Genomic DNA, 16,126 nt, shown 5'->3' on the forward strand with positions numbered 1-16,126 from the left:
TTACGAGCATTAAAAGGAGCTTTTAAATTGCTCCAGGAAGCGAATGTCGTTCTCACTAAGCAAACGAATGTCTGAAATTTGGTGCAATAAAAGTGCAATCCTGTCGATACCCATTCCAAAAGCGAATCCTGAATACTCGTTAGGGTCAATTCCACAGTTTTTCAACACATTGGGATCTACCATACCGCAACCCATAATTTCTAGCCAACCTGTTCCTTTGGTCATTTTATAATCGGTCTCTGTTTCCAATCCCCAATAGACATCTACCTCTGCACTAGGTTCGGTAAAAGGGAAATAAGAGGGTCTCAGGCGTATTTTAGACTTCCCAAAAAGTTCTGTGGTAAAGAATTGAAGGGTTTGTTTTAAGTCCGCAAAGGAGACGTCTTTGTCTATATAAAGTCCTTCAACCTGGTGAAAAAAACAATGGGAACGGGCAGAAATGGCTTCGTTCCTATAGACTCTACCAGGTGAAATGGTCCTAATGGGCGGTTTGTTGTTCTCCATGTATCTAACCTGTACCGAAGAGGTATGGGTGCGTAATAGGATATCAGGATTGGTCTGTACGAAGAACGTATCCTGCATATCCCTCGCCGGGTGGTATTCAGGGAGGTTCAGGGCGGTAAAGTTGTGCCAGTCATCTTCAATTTCAGGTCCTTCGGAAACGTTGAATCCAATTCTCGAAAAGATATCGATTATTTGATTTTTAACAATGGATATGGGATGTCTGGCCCCAAGCTCAATAGGCTCACCTGGTCTTGTAAGGTCACCGTAAATACCCGTTTCCATAACGCTATTTTCGAGGAGTTCTTTTAGGGAATTGACCTTGTCGGTGGCGGCATTTTTAAGTTGGTTCACAACCTGTCCAAATTCTTTTTTCTGGTCGTTGGGCACATTTTTGAACTCTGCAAAGAAATGGTTCAAGATACCCTTTTTCCCTAAATATTGGATACGGAAAGCTTCAATTGCTTCTAGGTTGTCGGAAGAAAATTTTTCTACTTCCGAAATATGTTGCTTCAGTTGATCTATCATGGTTTTTCTAATGGCTTATGGAGATTAATGGTCTCGCATTACCGATTGCAATGTGTTCGTCCTATTTCTTAATAAACGGTCAAACGGAACACAGAGCAACTAGTGATTGTAATTTTAGTTCTAAAATAATCCCGATGCAAGCCGTTTGCTTGGGCAGGCAAATTTAAAACTTTTATTACAGTACATATAGCATAATCGAGCAAGTTTGTTTAAATATTATTGTTGTTGTTGTTTTTTATAAAGGCAATACAATCATCAAATGATTTGAAAATGTGCTCTTTAGGAATTAAATCAGGGATAATATCAATGCGTTCCATCATATACCTTGGTTGTTTTAGAACGTTGACCAAGAGCACATTTATATTTTCTTTTTTTAGATCTACCAGCACATCTTCCATGGCGTAAAGACCGGATTGGTCCATATAGTGCATTCTTCCCATCCTGATGATTACCGTAGAGGCCGAATTTGGTATTTGTTTGGCCAATTGCTGAAAATCGTTGGTGGATCCAAAGAACAATGGACCTTTAATATGTTTGATAAATACTTTTTCCAATAATTCTTTTGGAAAATTATCTTCATCAGCCCACGCTTTTTCCTTCGACAATGTTTTAACGTTGGATCTTTCTGCAGTTAGATCCCCCATTTTTTTCATGAACATCAGGGAGGCAATGATCAAACCAATGCCCACAGCATATACCAAGTTCCATAAGGTGGACAATACAAGGACGATTAGCATTACCATAACCTCCGAGCTCAATTTCAAGGGGCCTACTTTTAGATCCTTTGGAAGGCTGGGGATGGCCTTGAGGCCTTTGTAATCCATAACGCCAATACCAACCGTGATTAATATCCCTGCCAATACGGCTGCCGGTATTTGGGAGGCTATGGGGCCCATGGCCAGGAGAATGACCAGAAGCAGAATGGCTGCGAACATTCCGGAAAGCTTTGTTTTGCCTCCGGAACTTATGTTGACCACTGTCCTAATGGTGGCGCCGGCCCCAGGTATTCCGCCGAAAACAGCGGCGATACTATTGCCGATTCCTTGGCCTACCAGCTCCTTATTGGGCTCGTGTTTGGTCTTGGTCATGTTGTCGGCGACCACTGAAGTCAAAAGGGAATCTATAGCTCCAAGCAGTGCAAGGGTGAAAGCGGTGAAGAGATATGGCGTGATAGCCTCCAAATTAAAATTGGTAAATATCCCCAGGTTGGGGATGGGCAGTCCACTAGGGATCTTCTCTATAGGGCGATATTCTATTCCCGAACCATAGGCGATACCAGAAACTATCAATAAGGCAACTAGTGTGCTAGGGATTGCGGTGGTGATGCGTTTAAAACCATAGATAATTAGGATAGTGGATAAGGTCAATATGAGCTCTAGCCAGTTGATATTGCGCATGGCATTTGGCAATACCCTTAACGCCCCCATTACCCCTGAAGCCTCTCTGGCTGCCAGGGTTTTTGATTCTTCCATAATGTCCTGGTCAGAAATTTTTTCGGCACGTTCAATGGTTTCTTTAAAGTCTTCTAAAACTAAAATACCCTCTTCTGCCTCTTCTTTTAATATATTTTCCAAAATAAGTTCTTCCGCTTGTGGTTTAAACTTATTGACATACTTCATATCCTCCCTAGGGTAATAGCCCAATGCCGGCAAAATTTGGGTTATGAGAATTATAACCCCGATGGCGGTCATAAATCCTGAAACTACAGGGTAAGGAATGTATTTGATATATTCTCCCAGTCCTAAAACTCCCAAGCCAACTTGTATGACCCCTGCCAAAAGGAAAACAGTCAAAATAGCCGGCAGGGCCTTCTCCAAGTTTCCGTCATTGTTGGCCACAATGCTGGCAACGATAATCATGCTCACTGCGGTCATCGGAGCCGTTGGTCCAGAAATTTGGGTGTTGGTTCCTCCAAAAAGTGAAGCGAAAAAACCAATAAATATTGCTCCGTACAAACCTGCACTTGGGCCCATTCCCGAGCTTACCCCAAAAGCAAGTGCCAGTGGAAGGGCAACAATTCCTGCTGTAATACCTCCAAAAAGATCTCCCTTTAAATTGTAAAATAGGTTTTTCATAAGCCTAATATATTAAATAAAATTAGGGTATAAGCTATGTTTTATAATTACAGCTAACCCATTGAGCAACAATAAGTTCAAGAATTAGGTTGTGCCAAGGGAAAAAATGCAGCATTTTTCAGGCTAGGGAGGTATGACCAAAAAAAAAGGCCAATGGAAACCATTGACCTTTTAAAAAAATATGAATAAACGGAATTAAAAATTCAATTGGTATACCGAATCCAAATGGGAATCATTCGCAACGGTTACCCCTAGGTCTTTGACAATACCTGTGCTAAGACCATAAACCCAGCCATGTAGGTCTAATTTTTGCCCACTTTTCCAAGCATTTTGAACGATAGAGGTTTTAGCAAGATCAAAAACCTGTTCCTTCACGTTTAACTCTACAAACTTGTCAAAGCGTGTTGTTTCGTCTTTAATAGCATCGAGCTCATCTTTGTGCAGGCGATACACATCTTTGATGTGTCTTACCCAGTTATCAATGAGACCTATAGATTGGTTGCCCATTGCTGCTTTTACACCCCCACAACCATAATGACCGCATACGATGACGTGTTGTACCTTTAAAACGTTAACAGCATAATCCAACACACTTAGCATGTTCATATCTGTGTGCAATACCATATTCGCAATGTTCCTGTGCACGAATACTTCACCAGGCTGTGCTCCCACTATTTCATTGGCTGGAACGCGACTATCCGCACACCCGATCCATAAGAGTGGTGGGCTTTGGCCTTTGGAGAGTTTTTGGAAGAATTCAGGATCCAAATCCAATTTACTCTTTACCCACGCCTTGTTGTTTTCAATTAAACTTTTATAAAAATCGCTGCTCATAACTATATTTTTAATAAGATTAAGATGGTATAGCCACCCCGAAATAATCTTTGAAACTATCTGGGTTGTCTACTTCACCTCGGTTAGAAATTAATTTAATGTCGATATTTTTACTCTTAGCTCTAAAGGCAAACTCATCTAGTATTTCTAGGATATCATAATGCAGCCGAACTGTTTTGCGCACATCCAGGACCAATTTTGTATTCTTTGGGAGGCTGTTCAACTCCCTTAAAATAGCGCCCTTGTTTAAGAACGAAATCTCTTCGGAGAGGGTCATCTGAACGCGATGGTCATCCCCATCACTTTCCAAGATATGCAGAAAATGAGAGTTTTTGTAGTTCTGAATCAAAATGGTGGTTATGCCAACAGCTAGACCAAGACCGATTCCCATTAATAAATCCGTAAAAACTACGCCTATAACGGTAACTATAAACGGTACGAATTGTGTTTTGCCCAAATAGAACATTTGTTTGAACAGGGCAGGTTTTGCCAATTTGTAACCTACAATAATCAAAACAGCTGCCAATACGGCTAACGGGATTTTGTTCAGTAATGTAGGGATTAATAGAACGGCAAGCAATAGGAAGCCACCGTGAATAATGGTAGATAATTTAGATTTCCCACCAGATTGTACATTTGCTGAGCTTCTTACGATTACTTGTGTAATGGGCAATCCTCCAATAAGTCCTGAAATGATGTTTCCAGTACCTTGGGCAAACAGCTCTCTGTTGGTAGGAGTGGTTCTTTTTGCAGGATCCAATTTATCCGTTGCCTCTACAGATAGGAGTGTTTCTAAACTGGCTACAATAGCGATGGTAATTCCAGCAATCCATACTTCCGGATTCAGGGCGACACCAAAGTTGGGAAATGTAAACTGCCCCAAAAACATATTTATGTCCTCAGGAATGGGGACGCTCACCAAATGGTTGGCTGATATGGCATATTCGGAAGAAATGGGCAAACTCATCTGGTAAATTATACCAAATGCAACAGCTACCAAGGGTCCAGGGACAATGGAGAAAAAGGCATGTTTTTTTGCCAATATTTTTTCCCAGGACAGTAAGATAAGCAGCGAAACGCTAGCCACAATGATGGCTCCTGGGGATATAAAATCAAACATGCGGCCTAAAGCAGAAAAAGTAGTGCTTCCATCGGTCTGGAAGAAATCCAGATCACCTTCGTAATCAGAGTCATATCCGAACGCATGTGGAATCTGTTTTAAAAGAATTATAATTCCAATGGCTGCCAGCATTCCTTTTATCACGGCTGAAGGAAAATAATAGCCGATTATACCGGCTTTTAAAACGCCCAGTAACAGTTGTAAGGCACCTCCAATGACCACAGCGACCAAAAAGTTCTCATAGCTTCCCAAGGATGTAATAGCAGATAATACAATTACGGCCAAACCTGCGGCAGGTCCGCTGACCCCTAGGGAGGAACCGCTAATACCACCCACAACGATTCCACCAACAATACCCGCAATTACTCCTGAGAATAAAGGGGCTCCACTGGCTAAAGCAATACCCAAACATAAGGGCAGCGCTACAAAAAATACAACGACACTTGCGGGAAGGTCATGCTTCAAATTTTTAAACATATGATTAAAGAATTATTTCCCCTATTGAATTAGGGGACAGATGGGTTAATAATAAAATTTAAGGGGTGTCTAAATCGATTCTTCAGGAGGAGGAAGCACTATTTGCTTTATGCAATCGGATTGGCCCAATTGATAGTTGTAAGTATTGAATAGTATTTCTAAATTGGAGACAAAGAGGAAATCGGTGAGGCTCTTAGAAATAATTTTTTCCTCTTCATTATTTTTTTTTTCCTGCTTTTGTTCTTCTTCATTAATATTATTGGTCACAAGAGGTTTTCCATCATCAACAATGGTAATGATAGGTTGACCTATACAGGTAAAAAGCCATAGGGCCAACATCGTAATACGAATGATGTATTGGGTTTTCCTCATATCTCACTTACAAAGATAAAAGGATCAAATACATAGAGTGTTAAAATTTTAAAAATCCTTTAACAATTTGATGTTGGTCGAAGGTAGCCAACCCGTTTTACCATCTGCCAATTTTATTTTGTTCCAATCGCTCAAGGTGTCCAGAACAAATACTTTTGTCCCTTCGTGGATCCTAAAGGTTTCTTGACTTCTATTATTGGGCTCGGATTTTACGATGACCTCGTTTTTAAATACAATGGCAGGCTGCTCAGAGCGGTAACTGGTATATTCCAGATACGCAATAAGCACGGCTATGAGGGAAATAACCAAAGATGCCATGCTGCCGATAAAAGCAACTCTTTTTTGGGAGGAATAGCTCAGGTAATAAAACGCAATGTAACCGAAAACAAAGAGCAACATGAAAATTATGGCAGTAACTGCCCATTGATCAAAAGATAAAAACCCGGTAATTTCACTAAAAACCTTACCAATTCCAGTTTCCGGCATTTGCTCAATGGCATCCAGTGTCATGTTTCTTGCAAAGCTTAAGTTGTTCTTTACTTCATTGTCTGATGGATCTAATAAGAGCGATTTTTCATAATAATAAATACTAGGGGCAACCTTGTTTAATTTGTAATAGGCGTTTCCTAAATTAAAGTAGAGCGCTGCTGAATGTTCACCATTGTCGAGAATTTTATTATAATTTTCAATGGCCTCATTGTACTTTCCCTCATTATAGGCCTTGGTGGCCTCATCAAATAACACTTTGTTTTGGGCTCCTCCCCAAAAGGAAATCATGGTGATAATCAGAAAAATAATCTTTCTCATAGCTTATAACTGTTTATCCATTTGTGATATGACCTCACTGGCCTTGTTATAATCATCTTGCATCTGGACTTCAGAAAAAGGACTATAGCGTGCGAGTTCACAATTCTTCAAGAGGGAAATAAAATCCTGAATTGAACCTTCCTCAATATCTTTTTTGGCCAAAAGGGCTTCAATCTTGTCTTTGCTGAATTCAGAGGTTTCGATTTTTAATTTTGCCTTGAGGTAATTGTGCAGTGCTTTTTCAAGAGCGATATAAAATGCATCCTTATCACCCAAGGTCTTTTTTGCAGCAGATAAATATTTCCTGGCCAATTTATTGGCTTTTTTAATTTTATTGCCCACTAGATCACTGGCGATTGCCTCTCTCTTTTTACCAAAAACAATAGCAATGGGAATCAGTAGAATTGGTAATAGCAACCAAATGTAGAAATAGGTTGAGCCAAAGAAGGAATTGGCAGTCACAGATTTTAAGCCCGGCTTTGTTTTGATGAAATTAAATTGATCCCCAGTCACAACCACACTTTTTTGGTTGCTAAAGGTAGCAGGATTGGTGGTGTTTGCAGAGGCGCTATTGGGGCCATCAATCACATTCACCATGATTTCAGCTGAATTTAAACTTCTGTATTTTTCAGTTTCCGGATCAAAATAACTAAAAGCAATACTGGGTATAGGATATTTTCCCTTGAAAGAAGGGACAATCGTATAATTGTTACTCACCGACCCTTCCATACCTTCTGTGGTGGTGCGGATCCCTTCATTGAATTCTGGCTCGTATACCTCAAGAGCACTTGGAAGGCTCAGTTCTGGCAATTGGAACAATTTTAAATTTCCCTTTCCACTTACTTCTACCTTGGCCTGAAGAGATTCTGAGGCGTTTAATTCGGTTTTTGTGGTGGTAACAGAAAAATTGAAATTTCCGACGGCCCCACTAAAATTATTCGGCTTTCCTTCTGTAGGAAGCTCTTTGACCATAATGTTTCTCCGCCCTGCAGAAACCGTGATATTGGTAGAGGTGTATACTTTCCCGCCAAAGAAATCGCGTTTGTTGGTGGGAACATCCACAGTAACTTCAAGGGATAAAGGTTCTATTTCCAATTCCCCTGTTTTTTGGGGATATAGGACCACCCGTTTTAAAATGACGTATCTATATGATTTTCCCTCATAAACACCATTTTGAACGCTGTACTTGGTTACGGGCATCTCTTGACTCCAGAAATTGTTGTATTTCGGGTTATCCAATGCCCTAAAGTTAGATACGTTTATGGAAGGGCTAACAAAAAGTTTATAGACCACGCTTATGGCCTCATTTAAATAGGGGCCTGTCTTGGAAACTTCGGCAACCAAATGCAAATTATCATCTGCCACTGCATCGGCACTAGCCTCCTCTCCGGGGCGTTCAACAGCTGCGGTTACCTCCACTTCTAGAGGAAGGGATTTATAGGTCTTGCCATCTATTACTATAGTAGCTTGGTTGATGGTAAATTTACCTCTTGCCGTTGGCATGAGTATGTATGAATAGGTTTTGGAATAGCTACGGACTCCATTAACCCATGAAGAACTAATAGATTGTGACGGGCCCATGACAACATTGAAGCCCTCAAAATTGGGAGGGTTAAAATTATCGCCATCCTTGTTCATGGTAAAATCAATTCTTAGCCGCTCGTTGATGCCCAATTGTTCTTTACTGAGTTTCGCCTCAAAGGTAATGGCGCCAGAGTCCTGTGCCTTAGCTAGGAAGGCAAAAAACAAGAGAGTGGCCAGGGCCACAAAATGTTTAACAGATCTATTCATTACCAATCTTTTTCATTTTTGACTTTAACACCCTTGGCCTTTTGGGCATCTATTTTTTCTTTCACCTTTTTTTCTTCATTTTGCATGGCTTCCAAAAGGTTTTTCACCTGTTGGGGAGAAAGTTGGTTGGGGCGTGGTTGCTGTTGTTCTTTCTGGTCACTAGGGTCATTTCCGGATTCTGGTTTGTTTTTTTGTTCTTCCTTATTATCACCCTCACCTTTTTTATTTTCTTCTTTCTCTTGGTCTCCTTTATCCCCTTCGTCTCCCTTGTCCTTGTTTTTATCGTCTTTCTGATCCCCTTTGTCGTCCTTGTTGTTTTCGCCGTCTTTTTTATCGTCTTGGTTCTTGTCCTTCTTGTCCTCTTCGTCTTTCTTATCCTGATTTTTGTCGTTCTTCTTGTCTTCGTCTTGTTGTTTTTTCAGCATTTCTTTTGCAAGAGCAAGATTATAACGGGTCTCTTCGTCGTTGGGGTTGTTTCGCAAAGCCTGTTTGTAGGCTTCCACAGCCTTTTCATATTCTTTACTTTTCATAAAGACATTGCCCATATTGTGATAGGCACTGTGTTTTTCTTTCTTGTCCGTTGCCATTTCCCCAGCCTGCTTAAAACGTGAAAAAGCCTCATTGTAAGTCTCTTTTTCATAGTAGGCATTCCCCAAATTGTAGGGAGCAACAGCATTTTCATCGCTTATGGCGATGGCTTTCCTGTAATTGGCCTCAGCGGTTACAAAATTGTCTTGGGAAAGTTCCTTATTCGCCTCCCATGTTAAATTTTTGGAGGTTCTTAGAGCTTTATCCTTATCTTTTTCCAGCTCTTTGTCTGCCACTTGGCCGAAAGCAAAGCACCCCATTAAGAAAATCAGGTATGTTGTATAAATCTTAGGCATCTTCATTTTCATTAAATAAGTTCAATTTTTTAAGCCATTTGGTTTTTCTTTCCAAAAAGAAAATATCCATGAACAGGAAGAATAGACCTATTCCTAAAAACCATTGGAATTGATCTTTATACTCTGCAAATTGCTTGGCTTCAAATTCTGTTTTGTCTATTTGGTTCAATTGCTCTTTAATGAATTCTATCGCAGCATCGGTATTGGAGCCGTTAATATACTCTCCATTTCCTTCGTTGGCAATCTCTTTAAGAATTTCTTCGTTCAATTTGGTTATGACCACTTCACCCTGTGCGTCTTTTTTTAGACTCTGGACCACACCATTTCTCTTGATCGGAATTGGCGCACCCTTGCTCTGTCCTACCCCAACTGTAAAAATACGGATACCTTTATCTACTGCTGTCTCCACCGCCTCTAAGGTGGTGCCTTCAGAATGGTCTTCCCCATCTGAAATGATAAATAAAACCCTATTCGTCTGTTCCTCATCGTCATAATAGGTGGTCGCCAAGTTAATAGCTTCATTAATGGCGGTACCTTGTGAGGAGAGCATATCGGTATTCATGCTCTGTAAGAACATTTTAGCGGCACCATAGTCGGTCGTAATCGGTAATTGCGGAAAAGCTTGTCCGGCATAAGCGATGATGCCGATACGGTCGCTTCCCAATTGATTGATGATCTCGGATACCAAACGTTTTGCTTTTTCCAACCTGTTGGGAGCGATGTCCTCGGCGAGCATACTCTTAGAAACATCAAGGGCGAATACAATATCCACACCCTCTCTCTTTACCGTTTCCAATTTGGTCCCTATTTTTGGATTGACAAGGCCCAATATCAAAAATGAGAGGCCTACCAGAAGAAAAGCTAATTTTAAGGTAGACTTAAAACTGGACTTATTAGGGGTCAACCTTTTTAACAGGGCCAAGTCTGCAAATTTCCGTTGTGTCCTTTTTTTCCAGATTTGTAGGGCCACAAAAATGACGATCATTATTGGGATAATGAGCAACAGATAAAAATAAATTTTTTCGTCTAACTGGACCATAACTATATAAAACTCCTAAATAATGTATTTCTAAGTAGCCATTCCAACAAGAGTAAAACTCCTGCCAAAAGTACGAACGACCTAAATTTTTCTTCGTATTTGTAATATTTGAATTCCTCTACCTCAGTTTTTTCAAGTTTATTGATTTCTTCATAAATAGCCTCTAGCTTGCTATTGTTGGTGGCCCTAAAATATTGACCTCCGGTTGCATCGGCGATTTCCTTCAATAGTTTCTCGTCAATTTCTACCTGTCTCATCCCATATCGGAAAGTACCGTCGGGGTTGTAGGCTATTGGGGATAGGGCATTGCCATTGGTGCCCAGGCCTATCGTATAGGTCTTTATGCCAAATTCCACGGCAAGTTCTGCTGCTGTTTGGGGCTCAATAAAACCTGAGTTGTTCACTCCATCTGTCAATAGGATAATTATTTTGCTCTTTGCCTTGCTTTCCTTTAGCCTATTCACCGAAGTGGCCAGTCCCATTCCTATTGCCGTTCCATCATTAAGTTGTCCGTATGTAATATCCCTTAGGGCATTTAGGACGATGTTCTTGTCACTGGTTATAGGGGTCTGGGTGAAACTTTCGCCGGCATAGACTACCAATCCGATACGATCGTTTGGACGCTTACGTATAAAGTCGGCCGCAACATCTTTAAGCGCAGAAAGTCGATTTGGTTTAAGGTCCCTTGCCAACATACTTGAGGATACGTCAATGGCCATGACGATATCTATCCCCTTGGTTGTTTTGGTTCTGGACGAAATATCTTCGGTCTGCGGTCTCGCCAATGCCGTAATGATGGCAGCCAAGGCCAAGAGACGCAGTACAAAGAGGGCGGGTTTCAACTTGGCCAGGATACTGTCACTTGAAAACCCTTTGATGCTCGATATTTTTAGGGAAGCTGCTTCTTCTTTTCTCTTAAAGAAATACCACAGCGCCGCTACCGGCAGCAATAATAGCAACCAGAAGAAATTAGGGTTTGCAAATTGTATATTCTCTAACATTAAGCTCCTGTTTTTACTTCAATGGAATGGGTAATCCTATCCACAATATTTTCTGCATATCCATCATCCTCAAGCCAATTGAGAATAATTTGTTGTTCAAATCCTTTCCCTCCAAAAATGATGATGGCATAATTTCCATTTACCACTTCATTGGATTGGGGGAGGGTGAATTTGCCGCTTCCATAAACTTTGACACCCAATGTCCCGGATATGGTTTTGAACTCCTCTTGTTTAGTGGTGATGTTTTTGGCGCCCTTGGCTTCAAAACTTTTTAGTACCTGCTCCACTGAATTTTGAAAATCAGGTTCCGTTTCTTGAGAGGAGAACGTGGTAGAGCTTACCCCAATAGAGAAAAGGGCTTCTGGATCACTAAAAGCGAAAACTTGGGCCTCTTTAACGCTCGCTTTAACCTCAGGGGGTAATTTTATGTCCTGTCTTATTAAAACGCTGGGCGTCTCCAAACTAATTGGAGGATAACCATAGGTGCTGTTCAGCCAATCACCTTCCAGTAATTCCTTGGTGGGGTGCCCCATGACGGTATCCTTAACAGGTTTCCAGCCATAATAAGCGACGGCAACCAAGGTGGAAAGGAAAACGACTCCAACGGTTACTGCGGCTGCCATAAGCCATTTTTTCTTCTGTTTTTTACGGGAAAGTTCCTCTAAATATTTTTCATCCTGGAGCAGGTCTTCCTCATCCGGTTCAGGTAAGGCCTCTTTGGTCTTGATTACGATCTGTTCTATGACTCTTCGATCCTGTTCAGCTACGGATGTTTCAGGTTTCGATTTTGCGAATTTCACCAAATCTGCCGTTTGCAGTACCTTTTTAAACTGATCGATGGTATCGTCGTCCAATTTTAGTTCCCCTGCATCCTTCAGTAATTCTAGTTTTTCTATTAATTGATCTGTTGTGCTCTCCAAAGCGGACACATGAACGTCCTCTTCCAAATAGGAGCGGACTATATCCGTTAGTTCAGAATAATACTGCTTGTATTCGTCCTGAATGATATATTTTGAGTTTTCAAGTCTCCTCAATTCCAATAAAGCGCGATCATATGGGGGCAAAAGGGCCACTTTTTCTTCTTCCGAAAGTGGTTTTTTCCTAATCAGGAACCAATACGCCAATGCGCCCAAAATAACCAAGCCCAACAATATCCATAAGACTTTTTTCCACAGATCAAAATTGCTTTTCTCTACCTCAAGAAATGGTTTGATGTCGTACATCTTTTGAGTCAGTGTGTCCACGGGAACAGTGGTAACAGCTATTTTAACAGAATCTGTAAAGAAGTTCTGACCGTTAATGACAACTTGTTGTCTGGGTATGGTGTAGGTTCCTGAATCGAATTGGGTAAGTGCATAAATTTTTTGAAGGGTAATCCTATCCAGTTTTCGCAAGGTATCCGTTGAAATGGCCTCCACCATTTCCATGGGTGAAAAAGTCTGACCTTCAGGGAATACGATTTGGGCTGTACTATCGGCTTCAACCTTAATCTTAAATCTTATCTGTTCCCCAATTTTAATACTGGTCGTATCTATTTCTGAAGATACCGAGGAAGTGGTTTGGGAAAACCCCATCCCGCATTGGAGCAGCAACAGGACAATGCACGCCCTAAAAGCCATATCCTTACAAAATGAAGTAATTTTTAATCTATTGTTTTCCATTCGTTTTATCCCCTTCGCTTAAAATAGCCCAATAATTTCTTCACATAACTTTCATCCACCCTGCAACTCAACACCCCGCAGCCAGATTTGGTAAAGACGTCCTCAAAATAATTTACCCGTTCCTTGTGGAATTTACCGTAGGCAGTTCTCACAGCTTTGGATTGGGTATTTATGAGGCGTATTTCTCCGGTCTCGGCATCTTGCATTTGCACCATTCCTAGATTGGGAATTGATTCTTCCCGCTCATCATAAACACGGATACCCGTGACGTCGTGTTTTTTTCCAGTGATTCTGATGGTCTGTTGGTAATCATCATCAATAAAATCCGAAAGGACAAAAACGATTGCCTTCTTTTTCATGACGTTGGTTAAAAACTTTAGGGCTTCTGCTAGGTCTGTCTTATTGCTTTTAGGCTTAAATTCCAAGAGTTCCCTGATGATTCGTAAAACGTGTGTTTTTCCTTTTTTTGGTGGTATGAACAATTCAATTTCATCAGAAAAAAGGATTAGGCCCACCTTATCGTTGTTTTGTAATGCAGAAAAAGCAAGGGTGGCAGAGATTTCGGTAACAATTTCTTTTTTGAATTGGTTGGAAGTTCCAAAAAGTTCAGAACCGCTTACATCCACCATGAGCATCATGGTAAGCTCCCTTTCCTCTTCAAAAACTTTTACGTACGGCTCGTTATACCGGGCAGTAACGTTCCAATCAATAGACCTCACATCGTCACCAAACTGATATTGCCTTACTTCACTGAACGTCATTCCCCTACCTTTGAAGGTAGAGTGGTATTCCCCTCCGAATATATGATCGGAAAGACGCCGTGTCTTTATCTCAATTTTACGAACTTTTTTGAGTAATTCTTTAGTATCCATTGGCCTAATTAGGGTTTTGTCCAAAAGATGGACGGTTCCAGTTTACAGTTTCAAACAAGAAACTAGGAACAAGGCGCTAAGGCACTTCTATCTCATTTACTATTTTATTGATGATATCCACAGAGGTTACATTTTCTGCTTCCGCTTCATAAGTAATACCAATCCTGTGCCTTAGAACATCGTGAACTACCGCTCTAACATCTTCTGGCACAACATATCCTCTCTTTTTAATGAAGGCATAACATTTGGCGGCATTTGCCAAGTTGATACTCCCTCTGGGAGACGCTCCAAAACTTATGAGGGGTTTTAGATCTTCAAGATTGTACTTTTCTGGATAACGCGTTGCAAAAACGATATCCAAAATATACTTTTCAATTTTTTCATCCATGTAGACTTCCCTAACCGCGTTCTGTGCTCGTAATATCTGTTCTATGGATACTACAGGATTTACTTTTTCATACGCACCATTAAGATTTTGACGCATGATCAATTGCTCTTCCTTTATTTTTGGATAGTCTATGACGGTCTTTAGCATAAAACGGTCAACTTGTGCTTCGGGTAGCGGATAGGTTCCTTCTTGTTCCACTGGGTTTTGCGTGGCCATTACCAAGAATGGTTTGTCAAGAATAAAAGTTTCATCACCAATGGTGACTTGCTTTTCCTGCATGGCCTCCAGGAGGGCCGATTGTACTTTTGCCGGAGCACGGTTTATTTCATCAGCCAACACAAAATTGGCGAAAATTGGACCTTTCTTTATAGAAAAATCATTGAGCTTCATGTTGTAGATCATGGTTCCGACCACATCGGCAGGCAGTAAATCTGGAGTAAACTGTATTCTGCTGAAACTACCATGTACGGCTTTGGATAGAGTATTGATCGCCAATGTTTTTGCCAATCCGGGAACACCTTCCAATAGGATATGTCCCTGGCCCAAAAGACCTATGAGCAACCTTTCCACCATGTATTTTTGACCGACGATGACTTTGTCCATCTCCATCATTAAAAGGTCTATAAAAGCACTTTCTTTTGCAATCTTCTCATTCACAGCACTGATATCAACAGTCGTATTTTCTTCCATAAAATAGTTTTATTAAAACCCTGACGATAATTACATTAAATTCTCATGCAAATTGAAGATTTATTTATTTAATGGTTGTTAATGATTGGTTAAAAGTTGGGTAAACCCCTTATTTTTATGAAGTATTTAAGGGATTTATTTTCTAAATTCACCAACCTATGGAGAAAACTACGAATTATTCAAAAATCATAGCTGGTACTATGACATGGGGAAGTTGGGGAAAGCAACTTTCCACCAAGGAAATGATCGATTTGATGCAGCATTGTATCGACAATGGGATATCCACTTTTGACCATGCCGACATCTATGGCGATTATACCAACGAAATCGAATTTGGTACCGCTTTGAGTCAAAGTAAAATTGATAGAGGCAGCATAGAGCTCATCAGCAAATGTGGGATACAGCATACGGGCAAAACCAGGGACAATAAAATTAAGCACTACAACTATTCCAAAGAATACATTATATGGTCTGCTGAACAATCCTTGCAAAAATTAAAAACCGATTACTTAGATCTATTTTTATTGCACAGACCCAGTCCTTTACTGCAACCAGAGGAAGTGGCAGAAGCGATATTTCAATTGCGAAAAGAAGGTAAAATCAGGGATTTTGGAGTGTCCAATTTTACCCCTTCGCAGATTGCATTATTGGAAACGGCTATCCCTGTCATGGGCAACCAAGTAGAATTTTCATTGACCGCAGATGCGGTTATGTACGATGGGACCTTGGATGATATTTTGGCCAATAAACGTTTTGGAATGGCTTGGAGTCCTCTAGGGAATTACTTTAGGGAAGATGGAGAACAGACAAAACGGATAAAAAAGGTTTTAGCGGAGTATCAAAGAAAATATAAAGCAGATGAAAGTCAATTGCTTTTGGCCTGGTTACTACAGCACCCTGCAATGATACACCCGGTAGTTGGGACCACTAACCCTAAGCGACTCAAAGATTCCATAGAGGCTACCTCCATTAAATTGGAGCTCGAGGACTGGTTTGAACTGTTGGCGGCAAGTCAAGGCCATGTTGTACCATAGGGTGCAATCATTAAACACCTAGAGGGAAATGATTCAAGAAAATTTTGATTAA

The 16,126-nt window shown here is 40.7% G+C and carries 14 protein-coding genes; 1 reads left to right on the forward strand and 13 read right to left on the reverse strand.

Annotated features, from left to right (window positions below):
- Nucleotides 1-9: 9 nt before the first annotated feature.
- From pheS to SB49_RS12965, 13 genes are all read right to left on the reverse strand, one after another.
- Nucleotides 10-1,029, reverse strand: coding sequence for a phenylalanine--tRNA ligase subunit alpha (gene pheS / locus SB49_RS12905; RefSeq protein ID WP_062057212.1), 1,020 nt, complete (start codon nt 1,027-1,029; stop codon nt 10-12).
- 209 nt (nt 1,030-1,238) lie between these two features.
- Complete coding sequence (locus SB49_RS12910) at nt 1,239-3,104, reverse strand: SulP family inorganic anion transporter (RefSeq protein WP_062057213.1); 1,866 nt, start codon at nt 3,102-3,104, stop codon at nt 1,239-1,241.
- A gap of 195 nt (nt 3,105-3,299) precedes the next feature.
- The gene (can, locus tag SB49_RS12915; RefSeq protein WP_062057214.1) at nt 3,300-3,938 is read right to left on the reverse strand and encodes a carbonate dehydratase; all 639 of its coding nucleotides are present in this window, start codon (nt 3,936-3,938) and stop codon (nt 3,300-3,302) included.
- Between the two features lie 19 nt (nt 3,939-3,957).
- Nucleotides 3,958-5,535, reverse strand: coding sequence for a SulP family inorganic anion transporter (locus SB49_RS12920; RefSeq protein WP_062057215.1), 1,578 nt, complete (start codon nt 5,533-5,535; stop codon nt 3,958-3,960).
- Nucleotides 5,536-5,604: 69 nt separating this feature from the next.
- Nucleotides 5,605-5,907, reverse strand: a complete 303-nt coding sequence (locus SB49_RS12925) for a hypothetical protein (RefSeq protein WP_062057216.1) — start codon at nt 5,905-5,907, stop codon at nt 5,605-5,607.
- Between the two features lie 48 nt (nt 5,908-5,955).
- Nucleotides 5,956-6,714: a tetratricopeptide repeat protein gene (locus SB49_RS12930; RefSeq protein ID WP_062057217.1), complete on the reverse strand. Its 759-nt coding sequence runs from the start codon at nt 6,712-6,714 to the stop codon at nt 5,956-5,958.
- A 3-nt stretch (nt 6,715-6,717) separates the two neighbouring features.
- The gene (locus SB49_RS12935; protein WP_062057219.1) at nt 6,718-8,505 is read right to left on the reverse strand and encodes a BatD family protein; all 1,788 of its coding nucleotides are present in this window, start codon (nt 8,503-8,505) and stop codon (nt 6,718-6,720) included.
- Entirely contained in the window at nt 8,505-9,401 is an 897-nt protein-coding gene (locus tag SB49_RS12940) for a tetratricopeptide repeat protein (protein WP_235537765.1), read from the reverse strand. Before SB49_RS12940 ends, SB49_RS12935 begins: the two co-directional genes overlap by 1 nt.
- Nucleotides 9,382-10,428: a vWA domain-containing protein gene (locus tag SB49_RS12945; protein ID WP_062057221.1), complete on the reverse strand. Its 1,047-nt coding sequence runs from the start codon at nt 10,426-10,428 to the stop codon at nt 9,382-9,384. The genes SB49_RS12940 and SB49_RS12945 overlap by 20 nt, the downstream gene beginning before the upstream one ends.
- A gap of 2 nt (nt 10,429-10,430) precedes the next feature.
- Nucleotides 10,431-11,429 (reverse strand): vWA domain-containing protein, encoded by a 999-nt coding sequence (locus SB49_RS12950; protein WP_062057223.1) that lies wholly within the window; start codon nt 11,427-11,429, stop codon nt 10,431-10,433.
- Nucleotides 11,429-13,090 (reverse strand): BatD family protein, encoded by a 1,662-nt coding sequence (locus SB49_RS12955; RefSeq protein ID WP_062057225.1) that lies wholly within the window; start codon nt 13,088-13,090, stop codon nt 11,429-11,431. Before SB49_RS12955 ends, SB49_RS12950 begins: the two co-directional genes overlap by 1 nt.
- Nucleotides 13,091-13,095: 5 nt before the next feature.
- The gene (locus SB49_RS12960) at nt 13,096-13,962 is read right to left on the reverse strand and encodes a DUF58 domain-containing protein (RefSeq protein WP_062057227.1); all 867 of its coding nucleotides are present in this window, start codon (nt 13,960-13,962) and stop codon (nt 13,096-13,098) included.
- A 76-nt stretch (nt 13,963-14,038) separates the two neighbouring features.
- Entirely contained in the window at nt 14,039-15,040 is a 1,002-nt protein-coding gene (locus SB49_RS12965) for an AAA family ATPase (protein ID WP_062057230.1), read from the reverse strand.
- Nucleotides 15,041-15,198: 158 nt separating this feature from the next.
- On the opposite strand from SB49_RS12965, the gene SB49_RS12970 reads away from it, so the two are divergent.
- Nucleotides 15,199-16,074 carry an aldo/keto reductase gene (locus SB49_RS12970; RefSeq protein ID WP_062057232.1) on the forward strand — a complete coding sequence of 292 codons (876 nt, stop codon included), beginning with the start codon at nt 15,199-15,201 and terminating at the stop codon, nt 16,072-16,074.
- Nucleotides 16,075-16,126: the final 52 nt, after the last annotated feature.

Origin of the sequence: Sediminicola sp. YIK13 (assembly GCF_001430825.1) — a bacterium.
GTDB lineage: Bacteria > Bacteroidota > Bacteroidia > Flavobacteriales > Flavobacteriaceae > Sediminicola.

What these genes read in the sequence shown, in the direction of transcription:
- pheS (WP_062057212.1), bottom strand. Translation starts at nt 1,029, where the DNA reads ATGATAGATCAACTGAAGCAACATATTTCGGAAGTAGAAAAATTTTCT.
- SB49_RS12910 (WP_062057213.1), bottom strand. Translation starts at nt 3,104, where the DNA reads ATGAAAAACCTATTTTACAATTTAAAGGGAGATCTTTTTGGAGGTATT.
- can (WP_062057214.1), bottom strand. Translation starts at nt 3,938, where the DNA reads ATGAGCAGCGATTTTTATAAAAGTTTAATTGAAAACAACAAGGCGTGG.
- SB49_RS12920 (WP_062057215.1), bottom strand. Translation starts at nt 5,535, where the DNA reads ATGTTTAAAAATTTGAAGCATGACCTTCCCGCAAGTGTCGTTGTATTT.
- SB49_RS12925 (WP_062057216.1), bottom strand. Translation starts at nt 5,907, where the DNA reads ATGAGGAAAACCCAATACATCATTCGTATTACGATGTTGGCCCTATGG.
- SB49_RS12930 (WP_062057217.1), bottom strand. Translation starts at nt 6,714, where the DNA reads ATGAGAAAGATTATTTTTCTGATTATCACCATGATTTCCTTTTGGGGA.
- SB49_RS12935 (WP_062057219.1), bottom strand. Translation starts at nt 8,505, where the DNA reads ATGAATAGATCTGTTAAACATTTTGTGGCCCTGGCCACTCTCTTGTTT.
- SB49_RS12940 (WP_235537765.1), bottom strand. Translation starts at nt 9,401, where the DNA reads ATGAAAATGAAGATGCCTAAGATTTATACAACATACCTGATTTTCTTA.
- SB49_RS12945 (WP_062057221.1), bottom strand. Translation starts at nt 10,428, where the DNA reads ATGGTCCAGTTAGACGAAAAAATTTATTTTTATCTGTTGCTCATTATC.
- SB49_RS12950 (WP_062057223.1), bottom strand. Translation starts at nt 11,429, where the DNA reads ATGTTAGAGAATATACAATTTGCAAACCCTAATTTCTTCTGGTTGCTA.
- SB49_RS12955 (WP_062057225.1), bottom strand. Translation starts at nt 13,090, where the DNA reads ATGGAAAACAATAGATTAAAAATTACTTCATTTTGTAAGGATATGGCT.
- SB49_RS12960 (WP_062057227.1), bottom strand. Translation starts at nt 13,962, where the DNA reads ATGGATACTAAAGAATTACTCAAAAAAGTTCGTAAAATTGAGATAAAG.
- SB49_RS12965 (WP_062057230.1), bottom strand. Translation starts at nt 15,040, where the DNA reads ATGGAAGAAAATACGACTGTTGATATCAGTGCTGTGAATGAGAAGATT.
- SB49_RS12970 (WP_062057232.1), top strand. Translation starts at nt 15,199, where the DNA reads ATGGAGAAAACTACGAATTATTCAAAAATCATAGCTGGTACTATGACA.